This window comes from Pinibacter soli, assembly GCF_029961145.1.
Taxonomy (GTDB): Bacteria; Bacteroidota; Bacteroidia; order Chitinophagales; family Chitinophagaceae; genus Pinibacter; species Pinibacter soli.
The window spans coordinates 2,440,894-2,458,287 of sequence record NZ_JASBRG010000007.1 but is presented as its reverse complement, the minus strand read 5'-3'; the positions used below and the strand labels follow the sequence as shown (position 1 = coordinate 2,458,287).

Sequence of the window (17,394 nt, the reverse complement as noted above, 5' to 3'; positions counted from 1 at the left end):
GGAATTAGGAATTAGGAAAGAAAGGTCGATGGTAAAGTCTAACAACTCACAACTTTTTATAAATGAAACTACTCAAAATAATAACGCTTGTTGCAATGCTCGGAACCATTGCATCGTGCAAAAAAGATGAGAACCTCAACACCAATATTCCGGGGCTGGGAGGAGATTCCTGGGTGCCTTCCAAACTGGATAACTGGTTGTATGACAGTCTTACGCACCCTTACAATATTGAAGTCAAATATAAGTGGGATCAATCAGAACTTGATCTTAACAAGACACTCGTGCCGCCCATTGAATCGCAGGTACAGCCTGTGTTGGATGCATTAAGGCAAATTTGGATCAACACTTATATCGCAGAAGCCGGAGCAACATTTTTCAAAAAATATTCGCCTAAGCTCTTAGTAATGGTGGGAAGCCCATCCTTCAATCCGGACGGTTCCATTACATTGGGTACTGCTGAAGGCGGCAGGAGAGTTGTTTTGTATGATGTAAATGATTTTGATAACACCAATGTTAATTCTGTACAAGAAATGGTGCACGTGGTGGAACATGAGTTTGGGCACATTCTTAATCAGAATCAAATCTATCCACCGGAGTTCAAACAGATATCTGTTGGTAAGTATACCGCCAACTGGATCAATGAATCCGATGATCAGGCAAACTCTGAAGGCTTTATTTCAGCTTACGCAAAATCAATGCCCGATGAAGACTTTGTGGAAATGATATCACTCATGTTATCGAACGGAAGAATGTGGTTTGAAATGATGGTGAACAGCCAACCCGATAGTGCACGGACGGCATTAAGAAGCAAGGAGCAGTACGTAGTAAGCTACTACAAAAGTATTTGGAACATAGATTTCTATGCATTGCAATCAGACGTGCAAAACGCATTGACGAAAGTAACAGGAAGGCCGACGCTTGCTTCTGTATTCGGTTTTGGGAAAAGATATACATCAGCTGTTTGGAGTACAGCTATTACCGGCAGCTCACCGGATTTTGTAACCCTCTTCAATACGGCATCAACCAATTTGAGTGGCTCATTTGGATTTACTTTGGATTCTTTGAAAGTAACGTTTACCGCGGCTAACAGGATACGTGTACAAATGTTTTTCAACCCTTACCAGGCGAGCTTCACATACAGTTTCTCAACTGATGCGAATGGGGTGATGACGCTTACTTACCTAAGTGCAGACAATAACGGAGGGATAATAAAAACCAGTGTGCAGGGACTGCTTGATTATTTTTCGTTAAATCATTTTACGCTTGATTGGGGATTCAACAGAGATTCCAACGCAAACCTCGGAGCCTTTGTGCCGAAGGAAAATCCGAAGATTTACTATGTAGGAATATTAGAATGACAGAAAGGTTGTTGGTTGTGAGTAATGAGTCGGTAGAACTAAAACTCAAAACTCACTACTCCACTCAAACCCTAAAAGCTCAAAACTCAGAACTCAAAACTCAAAAAGATGAACAAATCACTGTTATACATCGGATTGTTTTTCATGATAGCGTTAGCAGCGTGTAAAAAAGACGACTCGCATCCATTCAATCAATCGCCGAATGACAGGATGCAAGCGCTTTTGGATAGCTATCAGTCAACCTTTGTAAATGCGCAATATGGCTGGCGTGCCGTTGTTTTTCCTGATAGTGGAAAAAGCGGTGGCTACTCTTTTTATTGGAAATTCACGAACGCCAATCGTGTAACCATGCTGGCAGATATTTATCCTTCCACGCTCGACCAATCATACGAAAGCAGTTACAGAATGAAAGGCTTACAACAACCTGCATTGATCTTTGATACATATTCTTACCTGCACATACTTTCAGATCCCAACAGTAATGTGAACGGCGGAACCATGGGGAAAGGTTTAATGAGTGACTTTGAATTTGCTGTAGATACAGTAACAAAAGATAGTGTTAAGTTAACCGGTCGCTACAATGGCAGCAAGGCCTTTATGGTGCCGGCTACACAAAAGGAGTCGCAAGACTTTGCAGGATCGTTTGGCAATGCAATGGATTTTGAAAACATCGCCAATCTCACCACTTATTTTAAACGGCTGGTTCTTGGCAGCAATCAGTTTGATATATCAGTAAATCTATCGACACGAACCATCACGTTTTCGTGGGTAGAAGGAGGCGTGGTAAAAACATTTACAACTGGTTATTTCTATGCAAATGGAAAAGTGGTGCTGGAGCAACCATTCACAGCAAACGGCATTACGATAAGAGATTTTTCCAACATTAACTACGATGCAACAAACAGCATCATACATGTAACAGCAGCAGGAATTGCAGGACAGATTCAGGGTTCAGGAAAACCAATATTGGTAGATACCAATGCGCCGCAAAGGTGGTACCAGGCAGTACTTTCACAGGACAGTTATTGGTATTCAAACACAGGCTTTACAATAGAAGGCATACAGGATGCATACGGCATTACAACCATTCCTAATTTTTATTTTCTCATTTTCTGGCCCAATTTCAACAACTATGATCTTACAGGATTTGTAGTGGTTGTGAACAATACTTCACTCTCTATATCTTATGGTCTTGCGACCTCAACGCCACCAAACTTTACTTCAGATGGCAGAGTGATATTTACAAGGCTTGGCACTGTGGGTACAATCCCTCCGAGCCAGCAATCTATTTTTAATAACACCGCTGCGAAGTTCACAGATCCTTCCGGCTTCTACCTCGTGCAAACCGGCATGCAAGCCTATGACATGGTAAGCGCAAAGGATGGAAAGGCATGGATCAGTTGGCAGTATTGAATGACTGAATGACTGAATAATTGAAGTGGCGAGGCAATCTTAATTTGGGGATTGCTTCGCCACTATTGTTTGTTGAATATTTCATTCTTACAACTCACAACAACTACTAGCTAACAACTAACAACTAACAACTAACAACTAATTCCTAGTTCCTGATTCCTAATTTTCCTACCTTAGCCTCGTTATCAACCACTTGCTTTATAATATGAGTAAATCCACATCAAGAAACACTACCATCCAGGATATAGCAAAGGAATTGAACGTAACTGCGGCAACCGTATCACGTGCATTGAACAATCATCCGCGCATTAGCGAAGCAACGAGGCAGGCAGTTGCAGAAGTGGCTGACAGATTGAATTACACCCGCAATCGCGTCGCTTCTTCATTGCGTTCCGGTAAAACAAATGTTATCGGTGTCATTATACCAAGTGCCAAGATCAACTTCTTTGGTTCCGTTGTGCATGGCATTGAAACCATGGCTAATGAGAGAGGCTACAATGTGCTTATCTATCAATCCAATGAAGATACCGAGTATGAGAAGAAAGGCATTCAAGCTTTTCTGAGTGCAAGGGTAGATGGCATACTGGCATCCATCGCAAAAGATACAAGAGATATTTCCCACTATTTAGACGCTCGTGATAAAGGTGTGCCCATCGTATTCTTTGATCGTACAAATGATGATACTTCTATTCCATATGTGGTGGTGGATGACTACAAAGGCGGGTATCTCGCAACGGAACATCTCATCAATCAGGGTTATAAAAGAATTGCACACGTTTCCGGCCAGCAGCATTTGAAAATTTTTGCGGAGCGCTTACGAGGTTATAAAGCGGCATTAAAGGCGTATAAGTTGCCATTTGAGAAAGAACTTGTATTTGCGGGAAACGTTTCCATAGAATCCGGTAAAGAGGCTGTAAAACATTTCCTTAGTTTACCTGAACCTCCTGACGCTATTTTCGCCGTGGAAGATTTTACTGCTCTTGGAGTGATTAAAGAATTGAAGGAAAATAAGATCAGGATCCCTGAGCAATTTGGCGTCGTAGGTTTTGCCAATGAGGAGTTTGACGAACATATAACGCCTGCATTAACCAGTGTGGATCAACAAACTGTAACGATGGGCAAGGAAGCCTTCAACCTGATCATGGACATGATCAACAAGAAGGTGGTGCGTAATGTAGACAATAAAAAAGTGATCCTCGAACCCCTTTTGCAGCCAAGAGCTTCATCCCAACGCTAAATTTTAGAAAAAATCAGTTGGCCGGATTCAAAATATTTATACATTTGTGCAAACGTTTACGCATTGTTCATTTCGAATGTCGGGGCGAATTCAATTCGCCCTAGCCGATGAGTCAATGGTATCATATAAATTTTAAAGATTTCAACATAAACGCATGAACGCAGAGAATGCCAAAGCGGTTAGCGCTTTAAACGATCTTGGCCATAAGATCCCCGAAAATTTACAGAAATACATCACCAGTGAATCGGTGGTAGTGTTTTCTCCAGGACGTGTAAACCTTATCGGAGAGCACGTTGATTATAACGATGGACTTGTTTTGCCGGCAGCGATCAGCAAGACAACTTACATGGCCGTTACTCCAAGACAGGATGATGTTATCCATTTAAGTTCGCTTGATTTTAATGATACTTACTCAACCACCGTTGGTGAGTTGAAAAAATATCAGAAATCATGGCCAAACTATATTTTGGGAGTGGTAGAGCAATTGCAGAAAAATGGCTACGAAGTAAAAGGCTTCGATGCATTCATCACCGGCAACATTCCGATGGGCGCTGGCCTTTCGTCATCTGCTGCTATCGAATGTGCAACCGGTGCGGCTTTGAGCGCATTGTTTGGGTTCAACATAGAGAGGATTGACCTTGTGAAAATGGCGCAAAAAGCAGAGAACGAATTTGTGGGCGTAAAATGCGGTATTATGGATCAGTTCGCAAGCGTGTTTGGTAAAACAAACCATCTGATTAAGATCGATTGCCGCACACTTGAGTACGAATACATTCCTTTCGAAATAGATGGTTATCGCATTGTATTGCTCGATACACAAGTAAAACACTCCCTTGCTTCTTCCGCATACAATAAACGCCGAGAAGAGTGTGAAGAAGGCGCTGCATTGATCAACAAAAAATATCCGCAGGTAAAATCATTACGCGATGCTACTGTTGAAATGGTGGAAGAATGTATTAAACCTGTTGACAGCGTAGTATACGACCGTTGTTTATTTGTAGTAAAAGAGATCAATCGTCTCATCACAGGTTGCGAAGATTTGAAGAAGAATGATCTTGTTTCCTTCGGCAAAAAAATGTTTGAAACACACGAAGGCCTTAGTAAAAAATATGAAGTAAGCTGCAGCGAATTAGATTTTCTTGTTGAGTACGTAAAAGATAATCCGAACGTACTAGGCGCAAGAATGATGGGCGGCGGCTTCGGCGGTTGTACCATCAACATCGTTAAAGAAGAAGCCATCGACGATCTTATCACCCACGTGGGCGAAGCTTACGAGAAAGCTACGGGCCTTGTGATGAAAGCGTATGTGGCGGAGATTGGTGAAGGAACTAGTGTTGTAATTAAGAATTAATAATTAATAATTCTTCTCGTGTTACACTATGACCAATGTTTGAGGATTCACTAGGTGCCACACCTATTAATTCTTAATTATTAATTATTAATTGATCAAAATGCATTTCGACTATAAAGAACACCCTCACACTCGCGTAAACCTCCTCACAGGCGAATGGGTGCTGGTATCACCACATCGCAGCAAAAGGCCATGGCAGGGTAAAACAGAATCTGCAGGTGGCGCACAGAGACCGGAGTACGATTCGACTTGTTATTTGTGTCCGGGCAATAAAAGGGTAGATGGCGACAGCAATCCTCAGTACACAGAGCCTTACGTTTTCATAAATGATTTCTCTGCATTATTGAAGGACACGCCGGATGGAGAGTTGAATGAAGAGGGTTTGCTCATGGCAACTTCTCAAAAGGGAATTTGCAAGGTTATTTGTTTCTCTCCGCGTCACGACCTCACGTTGCCTGAGATGGAAGTAAGTGCGATTACAAAAGTGATCGATCTATGGGCAGAGCAAGTGAAAGAACTTAGCGCAAACCCAATCATCAGGTACATTCAGATATTTGAGAACAAAGGTGAGATCATGGGCTGTAGCAATCCGCATCCGCATGGTCAAATCTGGGCTTCGCAAAATGTGCCGCTGGAAGTTTCGAAAGAACTGCACCAGCAGAAAAAATATTATGATCAGCATGGCCGCAGCCTGTTGGCTGACTACTTAAAACTGGAGCTGAAAAAACAGGAAAGAATAATTGCTGAAAATGATCACTTCGTTGCATTGGTTCCATTTTGGGCAGTTTGGCCATACGAAACAATGATCATCAGCAAGCGTCATGTGCAATCTGTGGTTCAGTTCACCACAGAAGAAAAACAGGCATTTGCTGAGATGCTGCAAAACCTTACCATTCGTTACGATAATTTGTTCGAAACATCTTTCCCATATTCTGCAGGTATGCACGAAGCGCCGGTAAATGACGGAGAACATCCTGAATGGCACTGGCACATGCATTTCTATCCACCGTTGTTGCGTTCTGCCAACGTTAAGAAATTCATGGTAGGCTACGAAATGCTGGCAAACCCACAACGCGATATTTCGCCAGAATTTGCAGCCGAGAGATTAAGGGCGCTCCCGACTGTGCACTATAAGAAGAAGTAAAAGATGCTTCGTATCTTAAAATATTAGCCACTGAGGTACAGAGAATACAGAGGATTTTTTTTCAGAGTCCTCTGTGCTTCAGTGGCAAAAAAAGTTGTTGTTATATTGGTTTTTGTTTCATTGGGCTTGATTGCGCTCGCAGTCGGGCCCTTTTTGTTTACGCAACCGGCTTCAGGGTAACTGCTCCTCTAATTCCTAACTTCTAATTCCCAATTCCTAATTCTTCCTTCCTATATTTGGGCAAAATTCAGTAGATGCTTAAAATTGGTGTATTCGGCGTGGGCCATTTGGGTAAATTTCATTTGAACAACTGGAAGGAAATAAAAGATGTGGAGCTGGTAGGTTTTTATGATCCAAATGATTCGATGGCTCAGGAAGTGCAGGACAAATATCAGCTTGCCCGTTTTCTTGATCCTGAAAAACTAATTGATGCCTGTGACGCTGTAGACATTGTGGCGCCGACGACTTTCCACTTTGATCTATGTGAAAAATCAATCCGCAAAGGCAAACACGTTTTCGTGGAAAAACCTTTGGCAAATACAATAGAAGAAGCAAAAACATTGGTAAATCTTGCTCGCGAATCCAATATAAAAATGCAGGTTGGGCACGTAGAGCGCTTCAATCCGGCATTTCTCGCAACACAAGGTTTGGAATTGAACCCCATGTTCATTGAAGTGCATCGTCTTGCACAATTCAATCCCAGAGGTACAGAAGTAAGTGTGGTCCTGGATTTAATGATTCACGATATCGACATTATTCTTACGCTTGTTAAAAGCGAAGTAAAATCTATCTCCGCGAGTGGAGTAGCGGTTATGTCGGATACGCCGGACATTGCCAACGTTCGCATAGAATTTAACAATGGTTGCGTGGCAAATCTTACTTCCAGCAGAATTTCCATGAAGAGAATGCGCAAAATGCGACTCTTCCAGAAAGATGCATATATCGGCATCGACTTCCTGAATAAGAAAACGGAAGTGATCAAATTAAAAACAGAGGAAGACGCCAACGTTTTTGAATTTGATATAGAAACAAACCACGGCAAAAAAACAATTGCTGTTGCCAACCCATTGGTGCCTGAAGTAAACGCTATAAAAATGGAACTTGAAAAATTCCGTGACGCCATTGTTAATAACACTCCACCAATCGTATCGGCAGTGGATGGTTACAGAGCAATGGAAATAGCTCACCAAATACTTAATAAGATAAAAAATACCACTATTAACGCATAAGTCTTGAATGCCAGCCAATAAAAAGATTCCTTATGCATGGTACATTGTTAGCGATGCCCTGGCGGCGTTGCTGACATGGATTTTATTTTATGCCATCCGCTGCGAACTCTTGAAAATTCCCTTTTCATTTTCAGAACAGTTCCGGATAAATCCACCTTTTGCCATCGGTTTGTTTTTAATGCCTCTTGCATGGGTGATCATCTATTTTATCGTTGGCTGTTATGAGTCGTTGTATAAAAAATCGCGACTCAATGAATTTAATATAACCTTCATCTGTTCGCTTATCGGCTGTGTTTGCGTGTTCTTTATATTGAGGGTGAACGATATAAGACGCTCACTGACCTTTTATTACATTGCTTTTTTCTCTTTTCTTTTTCTGCAATTCTTTATTACTTTTTTAGGCAGGTGGATTTTGCTCTCCATTACAAAGCGACAATTGAAAAATGGAGACATAAGGTTCAATGCTTTGCTGGTAGGGGATCACGCAACATCATACGAAATATACAAGCAAACAAAGGGTTTGCTGCACCTCACCGGATATTATTATGTCGGTTTTTTAAGTGCGCATAAAAACGTTTTTTCTAATGAACTTTCCTATTTAGGAGCATTAAGTTCATTGGACAATGTGTTGCGTGAGTTCGATATTAAAGTGGTGGTGCTGGCAATGGACAAATCACATTATGCAGATATCGAGGCTTTGCTCGATAAGTTAAGTGAAAAAGATGTCGAAGTAAAGATCATTCCCAAAACGCTCGACATTGTTTCTGGTTCTGTAAAAACAAACAACGTTTATACGCCGTTGCTGGCGGAAATCAACACCGGCCTTCTTACAGGCTGGCAGCAAAACGTAAAGCGCTTAATTGATATTGCAGCATCATTCGCGAGTCTCATAGTATTGTCGCCATTATTGTTGTTTGTTGCTGTTCGCGTGAAACTTACTTCTAATGGGCCGCTTATATACAAGCAGATTAGAACTGGTTATAAAGGCAAGCCATTCACTATTTACAAATTCAGATCAATGAGAGTGGACGCTGAGGAAAATGGGCCGGCCCTTTCTTCAGAGAATGATCCACGCATTACCAAGTGGGGCAAAACCATGCGCAAATGGCGTCTTGACGAACTGCCTCAGTTATGGAATATTTTAATAGGCGAAATGAGTCTGGTGGGGCCGCGCCCTGAACGTCAGTTTTACATTGACCAGATCCTTCAAAAAACACCTTATTTCAAATACCTGCTAAAAGTAAAACCGGGTCTTACCTCATGGGGGATGGTGCAATTTGGCTACGCGGAAAATATAGATGAAATGATTACGCGTATGCAGTATGACCTTGTATACATCGAAAACATTTCTCTCTCTCTCGACTTCAAGATCATGATCTACACGCTGAGAATTATTTTTACGGGAAAGGGGAAGTAATTGAAAGTTGAAAATTGAAAGTTGAAAATGTAGGGGCGAATCGCGTTCGCCCTGATGAAAATTGCACGTGTAGCGATATTCCAGATTCTTGTATAAAATTTGTTGCATCGTGTGCATGCAGCAAGGGCGAATGCAATTCGGCAGCTCTCCGAAGCTTATAGCTTCGGAGTTGTATTTTATTGCCTCCGGCGATTGGTATTTGTTGTTGCCAAAGGCAACAGAATATTGCTCCGAAGCTGGAAGCTTCAGAGAGCTGCCTGGTTTTTGTTACGGGGCGAATCGCATTCGCTCCTATATTTTCAACTTTCAATTTTCAACTCCCCGTTAATCTCCCTATTTTTGAAAATGCGCCTTAACCTTACATTTTTCTTTCTGGCTTTTCTGTGCCTTGGCAGTTTGCGATCATATTCGCAAAGCAGCTATTGGCAGCAGCAGGCAAATTTCCAGATCAAAGTAAAACTCAATGATATCGATCAAACCCTCGATGCTTTTGAAACAATCACCTATACCAATAATTCTCCTGATACTTTAAAATTCATTTGGTTCCACATTTGGCCCAATGCCTACAAGAATGATAAAACCGCATTCAGCGAACAATTGCTGAGAAATGGAAGAACAGATTTTTATTTTTCCAACAAAATGCAACGCGGCTATATCAACAGGCTTGATTTTAAAATAGATGGATTGACTGCAGAAATAGAAGATCATCCGCAATACATAGACGTTGTAAAAGTGCTCCTGCCAATTCCGTTGGCTCCCGGAAAAACCTCCACCATCACAACGCCTTTTCATGTGCAATTACCATATAATTTTTCACGTGGTGGTCACCTGGACCACTCATACCAACTCACGCAATGGTTCCCTAAGCCTGCAGTGTATGATAAAAAAGGCTGGCACGAAATGCCCTATCTTGACCAGGGAGAATACTACAGTGAATTTGGCAACTACGACGTAACGATCACGCTGCCTAAAGATTTTGTAGTAGCCGCAACCGGCGATCTGCAAAACGAAGATGAGTTGGCATGGTTAACGGAAAAGGCGAGGCAGCCTGTGGAGAGTCAGAAAGGACAAGTAAGTCAAAAGGGAAAAGTAAAAAGTCAAAATGCAAAAGGCAAAAAGACAGCGCCGGCAAAGAAAAAGACTACTACGACTAAACACCCAACGCCCAACGCAAAAAGCAGGACAGGTGTGCCACAAAATATAACAACTAACAACCACCAACTAACAACTGAAACCAAAACCCTCCACTACATTCAAAATAATGTCATCGACTTCGCACTGTTTGCAAACAGAAATTTCATTGTAAAAAATGATACACTGCAATTGCAATCAGGACGAGTGATCAATGTGTGGGCGTTTTATTTGAAACCGCAAGCAAGCCAATGGACAAACAGCATACAGTTTATAAAGGATGCAATAGTAAAACATTCGCAGTGGCTGGGTGAATATCCTTTTAATACTGTAAGTGCTGTGCAGGAAGACGTGGTTACAAAGTCGTACGGTGGCATGGAATATCCAACTATTACAATGCTGGCTCCTGCAGATGATGGATTAACTGTTGGGGAAACAATATTTCACGAAGTGGGGCATAACTGGTTGCAGGGCGTTCTTGCAACTAATGAACGTACATATGCATGGATGGATGAAGGTTTTAACACTTTTTACGATCATAAAAATGATTCGTTAAAACCAAAGGGCTGGGTAGAAAAACGGATGCCCTATGACTTTGAAGGCTTATTGATGACTAGCCTTGAAAGCGTCAAACAGGATCAGCCCATCAACACTCCAGCTGACCAATTTACGGAAGTGAATTATGGAATGATTACCTATTACAAAACGGCAGAGTGGATGAGGGCATTGCAAAAGAAACTTGGAGAATCCATGTTCGATTCCTGCATGCATGAGTACTACAGGCAATGGCAATTCAAACATCCGCAACCGGAAGATTTTAAAAACATAGTGGAAAAAACAAGCGGTCAATCCATTAATGATCTTTGGACCAAGCTCGATAAAAAAGGATCACTCGAAAACAAAGAAAATCATAAGAAACTGGCCTTGGAATGGTTGTTTAGTTTGCGCGATACCGATAAAAAACAATACATTTCCCTTGCACCGGCAATTGGCTTTAATAACTATGATCATTTAATGGTGGGCGCCGTTATACACGACTATCAATTGCCTCTGCCGCGTTTGCAATTCGTGCTTGCGCCCATGTACGCTACTGTCAGCAAAGCTTTTGCCGGCATTGGTCGCGTGGGCTACAACTGGTATCAGCCATCACAGAAAATAAAACACGTCGAGCTTGCGGTGAGCGGTGCGAAATTCTCAACCAATGACGGACTTGATAGCAGCGGCAATAAAGTTTTTGCCGGATTTTATAAAGTTGCGCCAACGCTTAAAGTTGAATTTGCAAACAGGTCTCTGCTAAGTTCCATGCACAAATGGATCGAATGGAAAACATATTTGATCGGGGAAAATAATTTTAAGTATATCGAGAAGATTGCAGATTCTAATTACTATCCATCTGCAAACAGTTATTCCACGCGATACATAAATCAATTGACTTTTGGTGTAGACAACAACCGCGTGATATATCCGTATGATGCAAAATTGCAATTGCAACAAAGTTCATCATTTTGGAAAGCGACTGTCACCGGAAATTATTTCTTAAGTTATGCAAAAGGCGGAGGTGCAAATGTTCGTTTGTTTGCTGCGAAGTTTGGTTATATAGGCAGCCGTACAACTACAAAGCAGTTTGAAAACTATCGCTACATGCCAAAGCTTACCGCCGTAAAAGGAAATGAAGATTACACTTACAGCAATTATTTTTTTGGCAGAAATGACAATGACGGAATAGCAAGTCAGCAAATAATGATGCGTGACGGCGACTTAAAGATTTTGCACACGGATCAATTTGCTTCGTTGCCAAACCGCTCTGACAACTGGGTTGCTGCGATTAATTTGAGTACAACATTGCCTTACCAGATCATTCCAAAATGGATACCGATAAAATTGTTTGTCGACTTTGGAACTACCGCAGATGCCTGGGATAAGGATGATGTAAATTTTACCGGAAGCAGAATATTATATGTTGGAGGTATACAGCTTTCGTTGCTGAAAAACGTGATCAATATTTATGCACCACTTGTATACAGCAAGGATTTCAAAAATGAATTACAAACAGATCCTTCAACCAATACCTTTGGCAAACGTATATCATTTAGCATAGACATTCAAAATCTAACGTTAAGAAAAATCTTCGGCAACAAAATGCCTCTCTAATCATTTCATGAGCGAAACAATACGTTACATACAGCGGAAAGACATTGATGTTGCGAAATGGGATGCACGTATCGAAGCAGCGACAAATGGTTTGATATACGCCAGGTCCTGGTGGCTCGATGAAATGGCTGATCATTGGGATGCATTGGTGGTAGGCGATTATGAGAAGATAATGCCGCTGACATGGCGAAAAAAGTGGGGCATTAAATATTTATATCAGCCGGATTTTACACAACAGTTGGGGATTATTTCTTCGCAAACACTTGCAGCAAACAATGCGCATTCATTTTACGCACAAATGCAAAAGTCGTTTCGCTTCGCAGAGATTAATCTGAATTATTTAAACCCTTTCGAGAAGACTTCTTCAAGGAAAAATTTTGTTTTAGATATCAGCGCGGATTATGCAAGCATTGCCTCACACTATAAGAATGATCTGAAAAAGAATCTGCACAGGAGTGCAAAGGAAGGTTTTACTTATAGTGGCAATATAGAAAACTTGACAGTTGTAGAATTGTTTAAGGATACCTATAAAAATAAAATAGAGCTCTCTGTTGATGGTTTTTCAAGATTGAATAAAGCAGTCGCTATTGCTGAACGGAAAGGAATGATTGTTGCCCGGTGTGTTAATGACAAAGAAGAGCAGATATCTGCGGCGTCCTTGTGCTTAAAAGATAACAAGAGAATTTATTTTCTTTTGTCGGTAATACCCTCTTCTGCCCGCGTGCAACGTGCAAATCATTTCCTTGTTGACAGCTTGATACGTGAATTTTCCCGGCAGCCATTATTGCTGGATTTTGAGGGATCGGATATAGAAGGAATTGCACACTTCTACAAAGTTTTTGGCGCCATCAATCAATCCTACTTTTTTTTGAGGTATAATAATCTACCCTGGCCAATTTCAATGTTGAAGGGGTAGACTCATGTTGTACAACTTTGCACAAGGTTACTTTTTGCTAAAAAGAAGTTGGATTTTTACCAGCACTTTTAAATAAAACAATACGGTGGCTTTTAAAAAATCTGACTTTAATTCCAGATTGTATGATACTATTGGCGTTTGTCTTAATTGCTTGAAATATTCATAGTCCGCTAAGGTTTTCTCATCGAAGTGCTTTCTCAATGCTTTTTGCCTTTCCATTTCATTCATCTCTTCATTAGCGCTTAAATTATTCTTCTCAAAAAATGAAATTGGTTCGTTCAAATATCGAGTAGTACAATTATGCTTGATGATAACAAGTGTATTAAATTCCCAATCGGAGGCTATGCGGTTATCTTCGTTATAGAGTCCATATTTCTGGAACAGATCACGTTTATAAAAAATGGCCTGGTGGCAAATTGAAGAGGAAAAATAAAAGGTAAAGAATGTCAATTTCTCAGGAGCCTTGTGTTCATATTCTTTTCCATTTTTATTTAATCGCATAATATTTCCGTATACGAAATCTTCATTAGGGTTCTTGCTATGAAAGACAACATCTAAAATATTTGAATTAATAAGATAGTCGCCACTATTCAAAAACAAACAGTATTCGCCTGTCGCTTTTATGACGCCTTTGTTCATGGCGTTATATATTCCGGCATCAGGTTCGCTTACCCAATAGTTTATTTTTTCACTGTGTTGTTTAATAATGCTCACACTTTCATCGGTTGAGTTGCCATCAATTATGATATATTCATAGTTGGTGAATGTTTGGTTGATTATGCTTTCTATGGTTTTTTTTAAACCATCTGCATTGTTCAGATTAATTGTTATAATAGAAAGTTTAGTCATAGAAAGCTTAAATAAATAAGAGCAACCTATTCGATGTTAGTTAATATTTCAGATAGTTTGTAATGGTCAAAAACATTCTGTATTTGTTTGTCGTTTTGGTTTTGAACAACATTTACATTGAATAACCTCAGATTTTTGTGTATAGTATTTTCAATGAACATCTCTTCCCAGGGCAGACTTCTGTACGCCAATTTACATGAAGTTCTCTTAAGAATGGACATGGCTTTGTACCAAACGTCATCCGCGGTTGGGCATAATTTCATAAATGTATCCCTATTCGTAATGTCTTTATGAAAACAATCCGGCGGATACAAAACGCCACCTCCACTTGTCGGAAAATTTAAAAACGATTCCTTTGTATCGGTTATTTGGTGTCCCCATTTATTATACGGAAGCGGTTGGTTGTTCTCAGTTAGTCTTATTTGGTGGCCTCTGCAAAAATGAATCAGGTGCGGAGCGCTTTTATAGCTCGCCACAAGCGATTCTACAAAATCACGCGGATACAGAATATCATCATCCGCTGTAATAATTATTTCGCCGGGGAAGCACTCCAATGACGGAACCAGTTTTTTGTATGCTTTAATATCATCACAAAAGCGAATTTGCAATCCCCGTTCACGCAAGTTTAAAAGAGATAAAGGAATTGTATCTAATGAAAATTCATCCTTTGCAAGCCATAGTATGATCATGTTTGGCTTTAAAGTCTGTTGAAGGAGCGATTCAATTGTAACATAGGTTTCAAAAATCCGTTTGTTGAAGGTGGTTAGTGAAACTATGATTTGCCGGTCTAAATGCCTTTCGTTTGAAATACCTATTGAAGTGGAATTAAAAGCTGACTGCTTTAAATTGTTTAAGACTAATTGTTCATTAACAATCTTTGCAATAAACTTCTGTAAATGCAATAGCACATAAATAGAATCTCTTAGTTTTTTCATATTACAAATGAGTTCACCTGAATCAAATGCCTTACTTTATTTCAGTAAGTTACTATAAATGTCCAATAGCTTTTGCGTTTCATTTTTCCAAACATATTTTGCTTCAGCAACTTCAGTGCATTTCGCTGAGTAACTTTGGTAGCGGTCGTCCTGAAGCAAATACAATATTTTATCCGCGATTTCATTGGCATTGTACGGATCAACAGCAAACCCCACATCGTCAGTCTCGGCAATTTCTTTCATATGACCAAAGTTGGAAACAATAATCGGCAGACCAAAATGCAGGTATTCGAACAGTTTTACGTGAAGTGCGATCTTAAACGTCCTGTTCGCAGGGAGCAGGCAAATACCAATCTTACTTTGGTTATAAAAAACATCTACATCCTCAAAAGCCACATGACCGGGAAAGTGAAATTGTGAGCCGAGGTTATAGACCGCAATTTTCTTTTTTACGCTTTCTTCATGATCTTTTGTCTCAAAGCCCCCGACAAGCATGCATGAAACGTCTGCGCCTCTTTTTTTGCATTCATGCACGGCTTCCACGATGAATTCAATTCCCCGTGCTTTATTAATGCTTCCACTGTATACAAGGTCATATTTTTTTGCCGGGGCATTAATGCGGCTGCGATCAAAATAGGAATAATTATGAATAATTGAAGTATTGCGGTTCTTTTTTGCTAAGCGTCCTCCCACATTGTTTTCCGTTGCAATAAGTGCATCTGCCTTTGGCAAAAAACGTTTTTCTGCCAATAATGCGGGAATGTCATTAAAGATGATCTTGGGCAAAGAGGAATATTTCCAAAAGTCTAAAAAGTTTTCGAGGTACGGCTCATGTACATCATAGATCACCTTTGGTTTGTGAGGAAGGCGTTGAAGCCGGCGTGCTATTCTGCACAATTCCAAATCGTGCAAATGATAAACATCAGCTTTTGCATTTGCCGCGACGTCAAAAATATCTTCAAGGAAAGATTGTTTGAAAGATTGAAAAGCTGTTTTTAGAGACTTGCCTTTTTTGAGTTTTTTAAGTTGTATGATTTCAACACCATCTTTAGTAAAATAATGGTTGTCCTCATTACCATAACCGACATGAAGAACTTGGTAGCCGTGGGCTTGCAGTGTTTTAGCTTCCCGGGTATAAATTCTTCCATCTAGCATATAGTGCCTGGTGGACATCATACAAATCTTTATTGACATAGTGCTTATCAGGCTTCTCTTTTTTTCATTAAAAACTTTTTAACAAAATACATCATTGTGCGGTAACGGCTTTTTTTATACCATGACCATTCGTCGTTGTAAATCACATAATCGCCTTTCATGCCGTCTTTGAAATCAAAAACGCCGTTCAGTTCTTTTGTCATGGAAGGTATTAACCGGCCCACATCAAAATACCTATGCGCCCCTTGCTGTAAGTGTTCCAACAGTTTTGCATAAATAAAAAACATCGCTCCGTTGTCTCTTGCTTCTTCTGATTTGGCAGTAAACAACGAAACAGCATTTGTTTTGTCTGTAAAGAAAATGAAAACTGCATTCGTTTTGTCGTTGTCGTCTTTCGCAACAGCTAGTTTGAAACGGGTATCTGCCAAAAGATATTTCAGTTGATCAGGTGCTATGTTGTGATAAATCTTTTTATCAGACAGTAGTTTGGTATAGAGTTCAAGAAATGTATGGATGTCATTTTGTGAAGCATGCTCAATCACTTCAAATTGTAAGTGATGCTTCTCTGATTTTTTCAGATTTCTTCGCCAGTTTCCGCTGAAAGCGATTTCTGTTTGCAGATCAATAACTTTTGAAAGATGCACCGAGAAAGTACCAACGGGTTTCAAATACCCCGCGCTTCTGATACCTATCTCGTATTCGGGATTGTAAATGGCGATGGAACTGACCTCGACAAAGTCGTAGCCAAGCTTTGTTATGTCTTCAAAAAATGATTGAACGATTTGCCGCGAAATTGTATTCTTTTTAAGGCACTCGCCTTCGATCATCAACAGACGAAGGCCAAAAAACTTTTTTACATAACCAAAACAAGCGATAGACGGTTCTTCTACATTGTCGACGATAAAAACAACATCTTCAGGTTTTGAAAAAGAATTGTATTTATACCAGCCCTCCGTTTGAGTATAGGGTACATACTCAAAATCATTTATCAGCTTAAAAAAAGTGTGTTTATCAGAAAGTGAAACCATCCTTTAAAGATAACTTTTTGAAATTCAAAAGTTGAAAGTCGAAATTAAAAAAGCTTTAGAAGCAGTCACGCTGACGCAGT

The 17,394-nt window shown here is 40.2% G+C and carries 13 protein-coding genes; 9 read left to right on the top strand and 4 right to left on the bottom strand.

Features of this window, described 5'->3' with window-relative positions:
• Positions 1 to 62: 62 nt before the first annotated feature.
• From QJ048_RS20345 to QJ048_RS20305, 9 genes are all read left to right on the top strand, one after another.
• Positions 63 to 1,358, top strand: a complete 1,296-nt coding sequence (locus QJ048_RS20345) for a zinc-binding metallopeptidase (protein WP_282336266.1) — start codon at positions 63 to 65, stop codon at positions 1,356 to 1,358.
• A 108-nt stretch (positions 1,359 to 1,466) separates the two neighbouring features.
• Entirely contained in the window at positions 1,467 to 2,771 is a 1,305-nt protein-coding gene (locus tag QJ048_RS20340; RefSeq protein ID WP_282336265.1) for a DUF4302 domain-containing protein, read from the top strand.
• A gap of 205 nt (positions 2,772 to 2,976) precedes the next feature.
• A complete protein-coding gene (locus QJ048_RS20335) occupies positions 2,977 to 4,008 on the top strand; it encodes a LacI family DNA-binding transcriptional regulator (RefSeq protein ID WP_282336264.1) in 1,032 nt (343 codons plus the stop codon).
• A 154-nt stretch (positions 4,009 to 4,162) separates the two neighbouring features.
• Entirely contained in the window at positions 4,163 to 5,359 is a 1,197-nt protein-coding gene (locus QJ048_RS20330) for a galactokinase (protein WP_282336263.1), read from the top strand.
• A 100-nt stretch (positions 5,360 to 5,459) separates the two neighbouring features.
• Positions 5,460 to 6,503 (top strand): UDP-glucose--hexose-1-phosphate uridylyltransferase, encoded by a 1,044-nt coding sequence (locus tag QJ048_RS20325; protein WP_282336262.1) that lies wholly within the window; start codon positions 5,460 to 5,462, stop codon positions 6,501 to 6,503.
• 254 nt (positions 6,504 to 6,757) lie between these two features.
• Positions 6,758 to 7,732, top strand: a complete 975-nt coding sequence (locus tag QJ048_RS20320; RefSeq protein ID WP_282336261.1) for a Gfo/Idh/MocA family protein — start codon at positions 6,758 to 6,760, stop codon at positions 7,730 to 7,732.
• Between the two features lie 7 nt (positions 7,733 to 7,739).
• Entirely contained in the window at positions 7,740 to 9,149 is a 1,410-nt protein-coding gene (locus QJ048_RS20315) for a sugar transferase (protein ID WP_282336260.1), read from the top strand.
• Between the two features lie 345 nt (positions 9,150 to 9,494).
• Positions 9,495 to 12,431 (top strand): M1 family metallopeptidase, encoded by a 2,937-nt coding sequence (locus QJ048_RS20310; protein WP_282336706.1) that lies wholly within the window; start codon positions 9,495 to 9,497, stop codon positions 12,429 to 12,431.
• A gap of 7 nt (positions 12,432 to 12,438) precedes the next feature.
• Entirely contained in the window at positions 12,439 to 13,347 is a 909-nt protein-coding gene (locus QJ048_RS20305; RefSeq protein ID WP_282336259.1) for a hypothetical protein, read from the top strand.
• A 27-nt stretch (positions 13,348 to 13,374) separates the two neighbouring features.
• Here QJ048_RS20305 and QJ048_RS20300 read toward each other — a convergent pair whose 3' ends face one another.
• The 4 genes from QJ048_RS20300 to QJ048_RS20285 all read right to left on the bottom strand — a co-directional run bounded on the left by QJ048_RS20300 (position 13,375) and on the right by QJ048_RS20285 (position 17,314).
• Positions 13,375 to 14,196: a glycosyltransferase family 2 protein gene (locus tag QJ048_RS20300; RefSeq protein ID WP_282336258.1), complete on the bottom strand. Its 822-nt coding sequence runs from the start codon at positions 14,194 to 14,196 to the stop codon at positions 13,375 to 13,377.
• A 26-nt stretch (positions 14,197 to 14,222) separates the two neighbouring features.
• Positions 14,223 to 14,885 (bottom strand): hypothetical protein, encoded by a 663-nt coding sequence (locus QJ048_RS20295; protein WP_282336257.1) that lies wholly within the window; start codon positions 14,883 to 14,885, stop codon positions 14,223 to 14,225.
• Positions 14,886 to 15,167: 282 nt separating this feature from the next.
• Positions 15,168 to 16,307, bottom strand: a complete 1,140-nt coding sequence (locus QJ048_RS20290) for a glycosyltransferase (RefSeq protein ID WP_282336256.1) — start codon at positions 16,305 to 16,307, stop codon at positions 15,168 to 15,170.
• A 26-nt stretch (positions 16,308 to 16,333) separates the two neighbouring features.
• A complete protein-coding gene (locus QJ048_RS20285; protein ID WP_282336255.1) occupies positions 16,334 to 17,314 on the bottom strand; it encodes a GNAT family N-acetyltransferase in 981 nt (326 codons plus the stop codon).
• Positions 17,315 to 17,394: the final 80 nt, after the last annotated feature.

Bases quoted from the DNA above. Each gene is read 5' to 3' on its own strand.
- QJ048_RS20345 (WP_282336266.1), top strand. From the start codon at position 63: ATGAAACTACTCAAAATAATAACGCTTGTTGCAATGCTCGGAACCATT.
- QJ048_RS20340 (WP_282336265.1), top strand. From the start codon at position 1,467: ATGAACAAATCACTGTTATACATCGGATTGTTTTTCATGATAGCGTTA.
- QJ048_RS20335 (WP_282336264.1), top strand. From the start codon at position 2,977: ATGAGTAAATCCACATCAAGAAACACTACCATCCAGGATATAGCAAAG.
- QJ048_RS20330 (WP_282336263.1), top strand. From the start codon at position 4,163: ATGAACGCAGAGAATGCCAAAGCGGTTAGCGCTTTAAACGATCTTGGC.
- QJ048_RS20325 (WP_282336262.1), top strand. From the start codon at position 5,460: ATGCATTTCGACTATAAAGAACACCCTCACACTCGCGTAAACCTCCTC.
- QJ048_RS20320 (WP_282336261.1), top strand. From the start codon at position 6,758: ATGCTTAAAATTGGTGTATTCGGCGTGGGCCATTTGGGTAAATTTCAT.
- QJ048_RS20315 (WP_282336260.1), top strand. From the start codon at position 7,740: ATGCCAGCCAATAAAAAGATTCCTTATGCATGGTACATTGTTAGCGAT.
- QJ048_RS20310 (WP_282336706.1), top strand. From the start codon at position 9,495: ATGCGCCTTAACCTTACATTTTTCTTTCTGGCTTTTCTGTGCCTTGGC.
- QJ048_RS20305 (WP_282336259.1), top strand. From the start codon at position 12,439: ATGAGCGAAACAATACGTTACATACAGCGGAAAGACATTGATGTTGCG.
- QJ048_RS20300 (WP_282336258.1), bottom strand. From the start codon at position 14,196: ATGACTAAACTTTCTATTATAACAATTAATCTGAACAATGCAGATGGT.
- QJ048_RS20295 (WP_282336257.1), bottom strand. From the start codon at position 14,885: ATGATCATACTATGGCTTGCAAAGGATGAATTTTCATTAGATACAATT.
- QJ048_RS20290 (WP_282336256.1), bottom strand. From the start codon at position 16,307: ATGATGTCCACCAGGCACTATATGCTAGATGGAAGAATTTATACCCGG.
- QJ048_RS20285 (WP_282336255.1), bottom strand. From the start codon at position 17,314: ATGGTTTCACTTTCTGATAAACACACTTTTTTTAAGCTGATAAATGAT.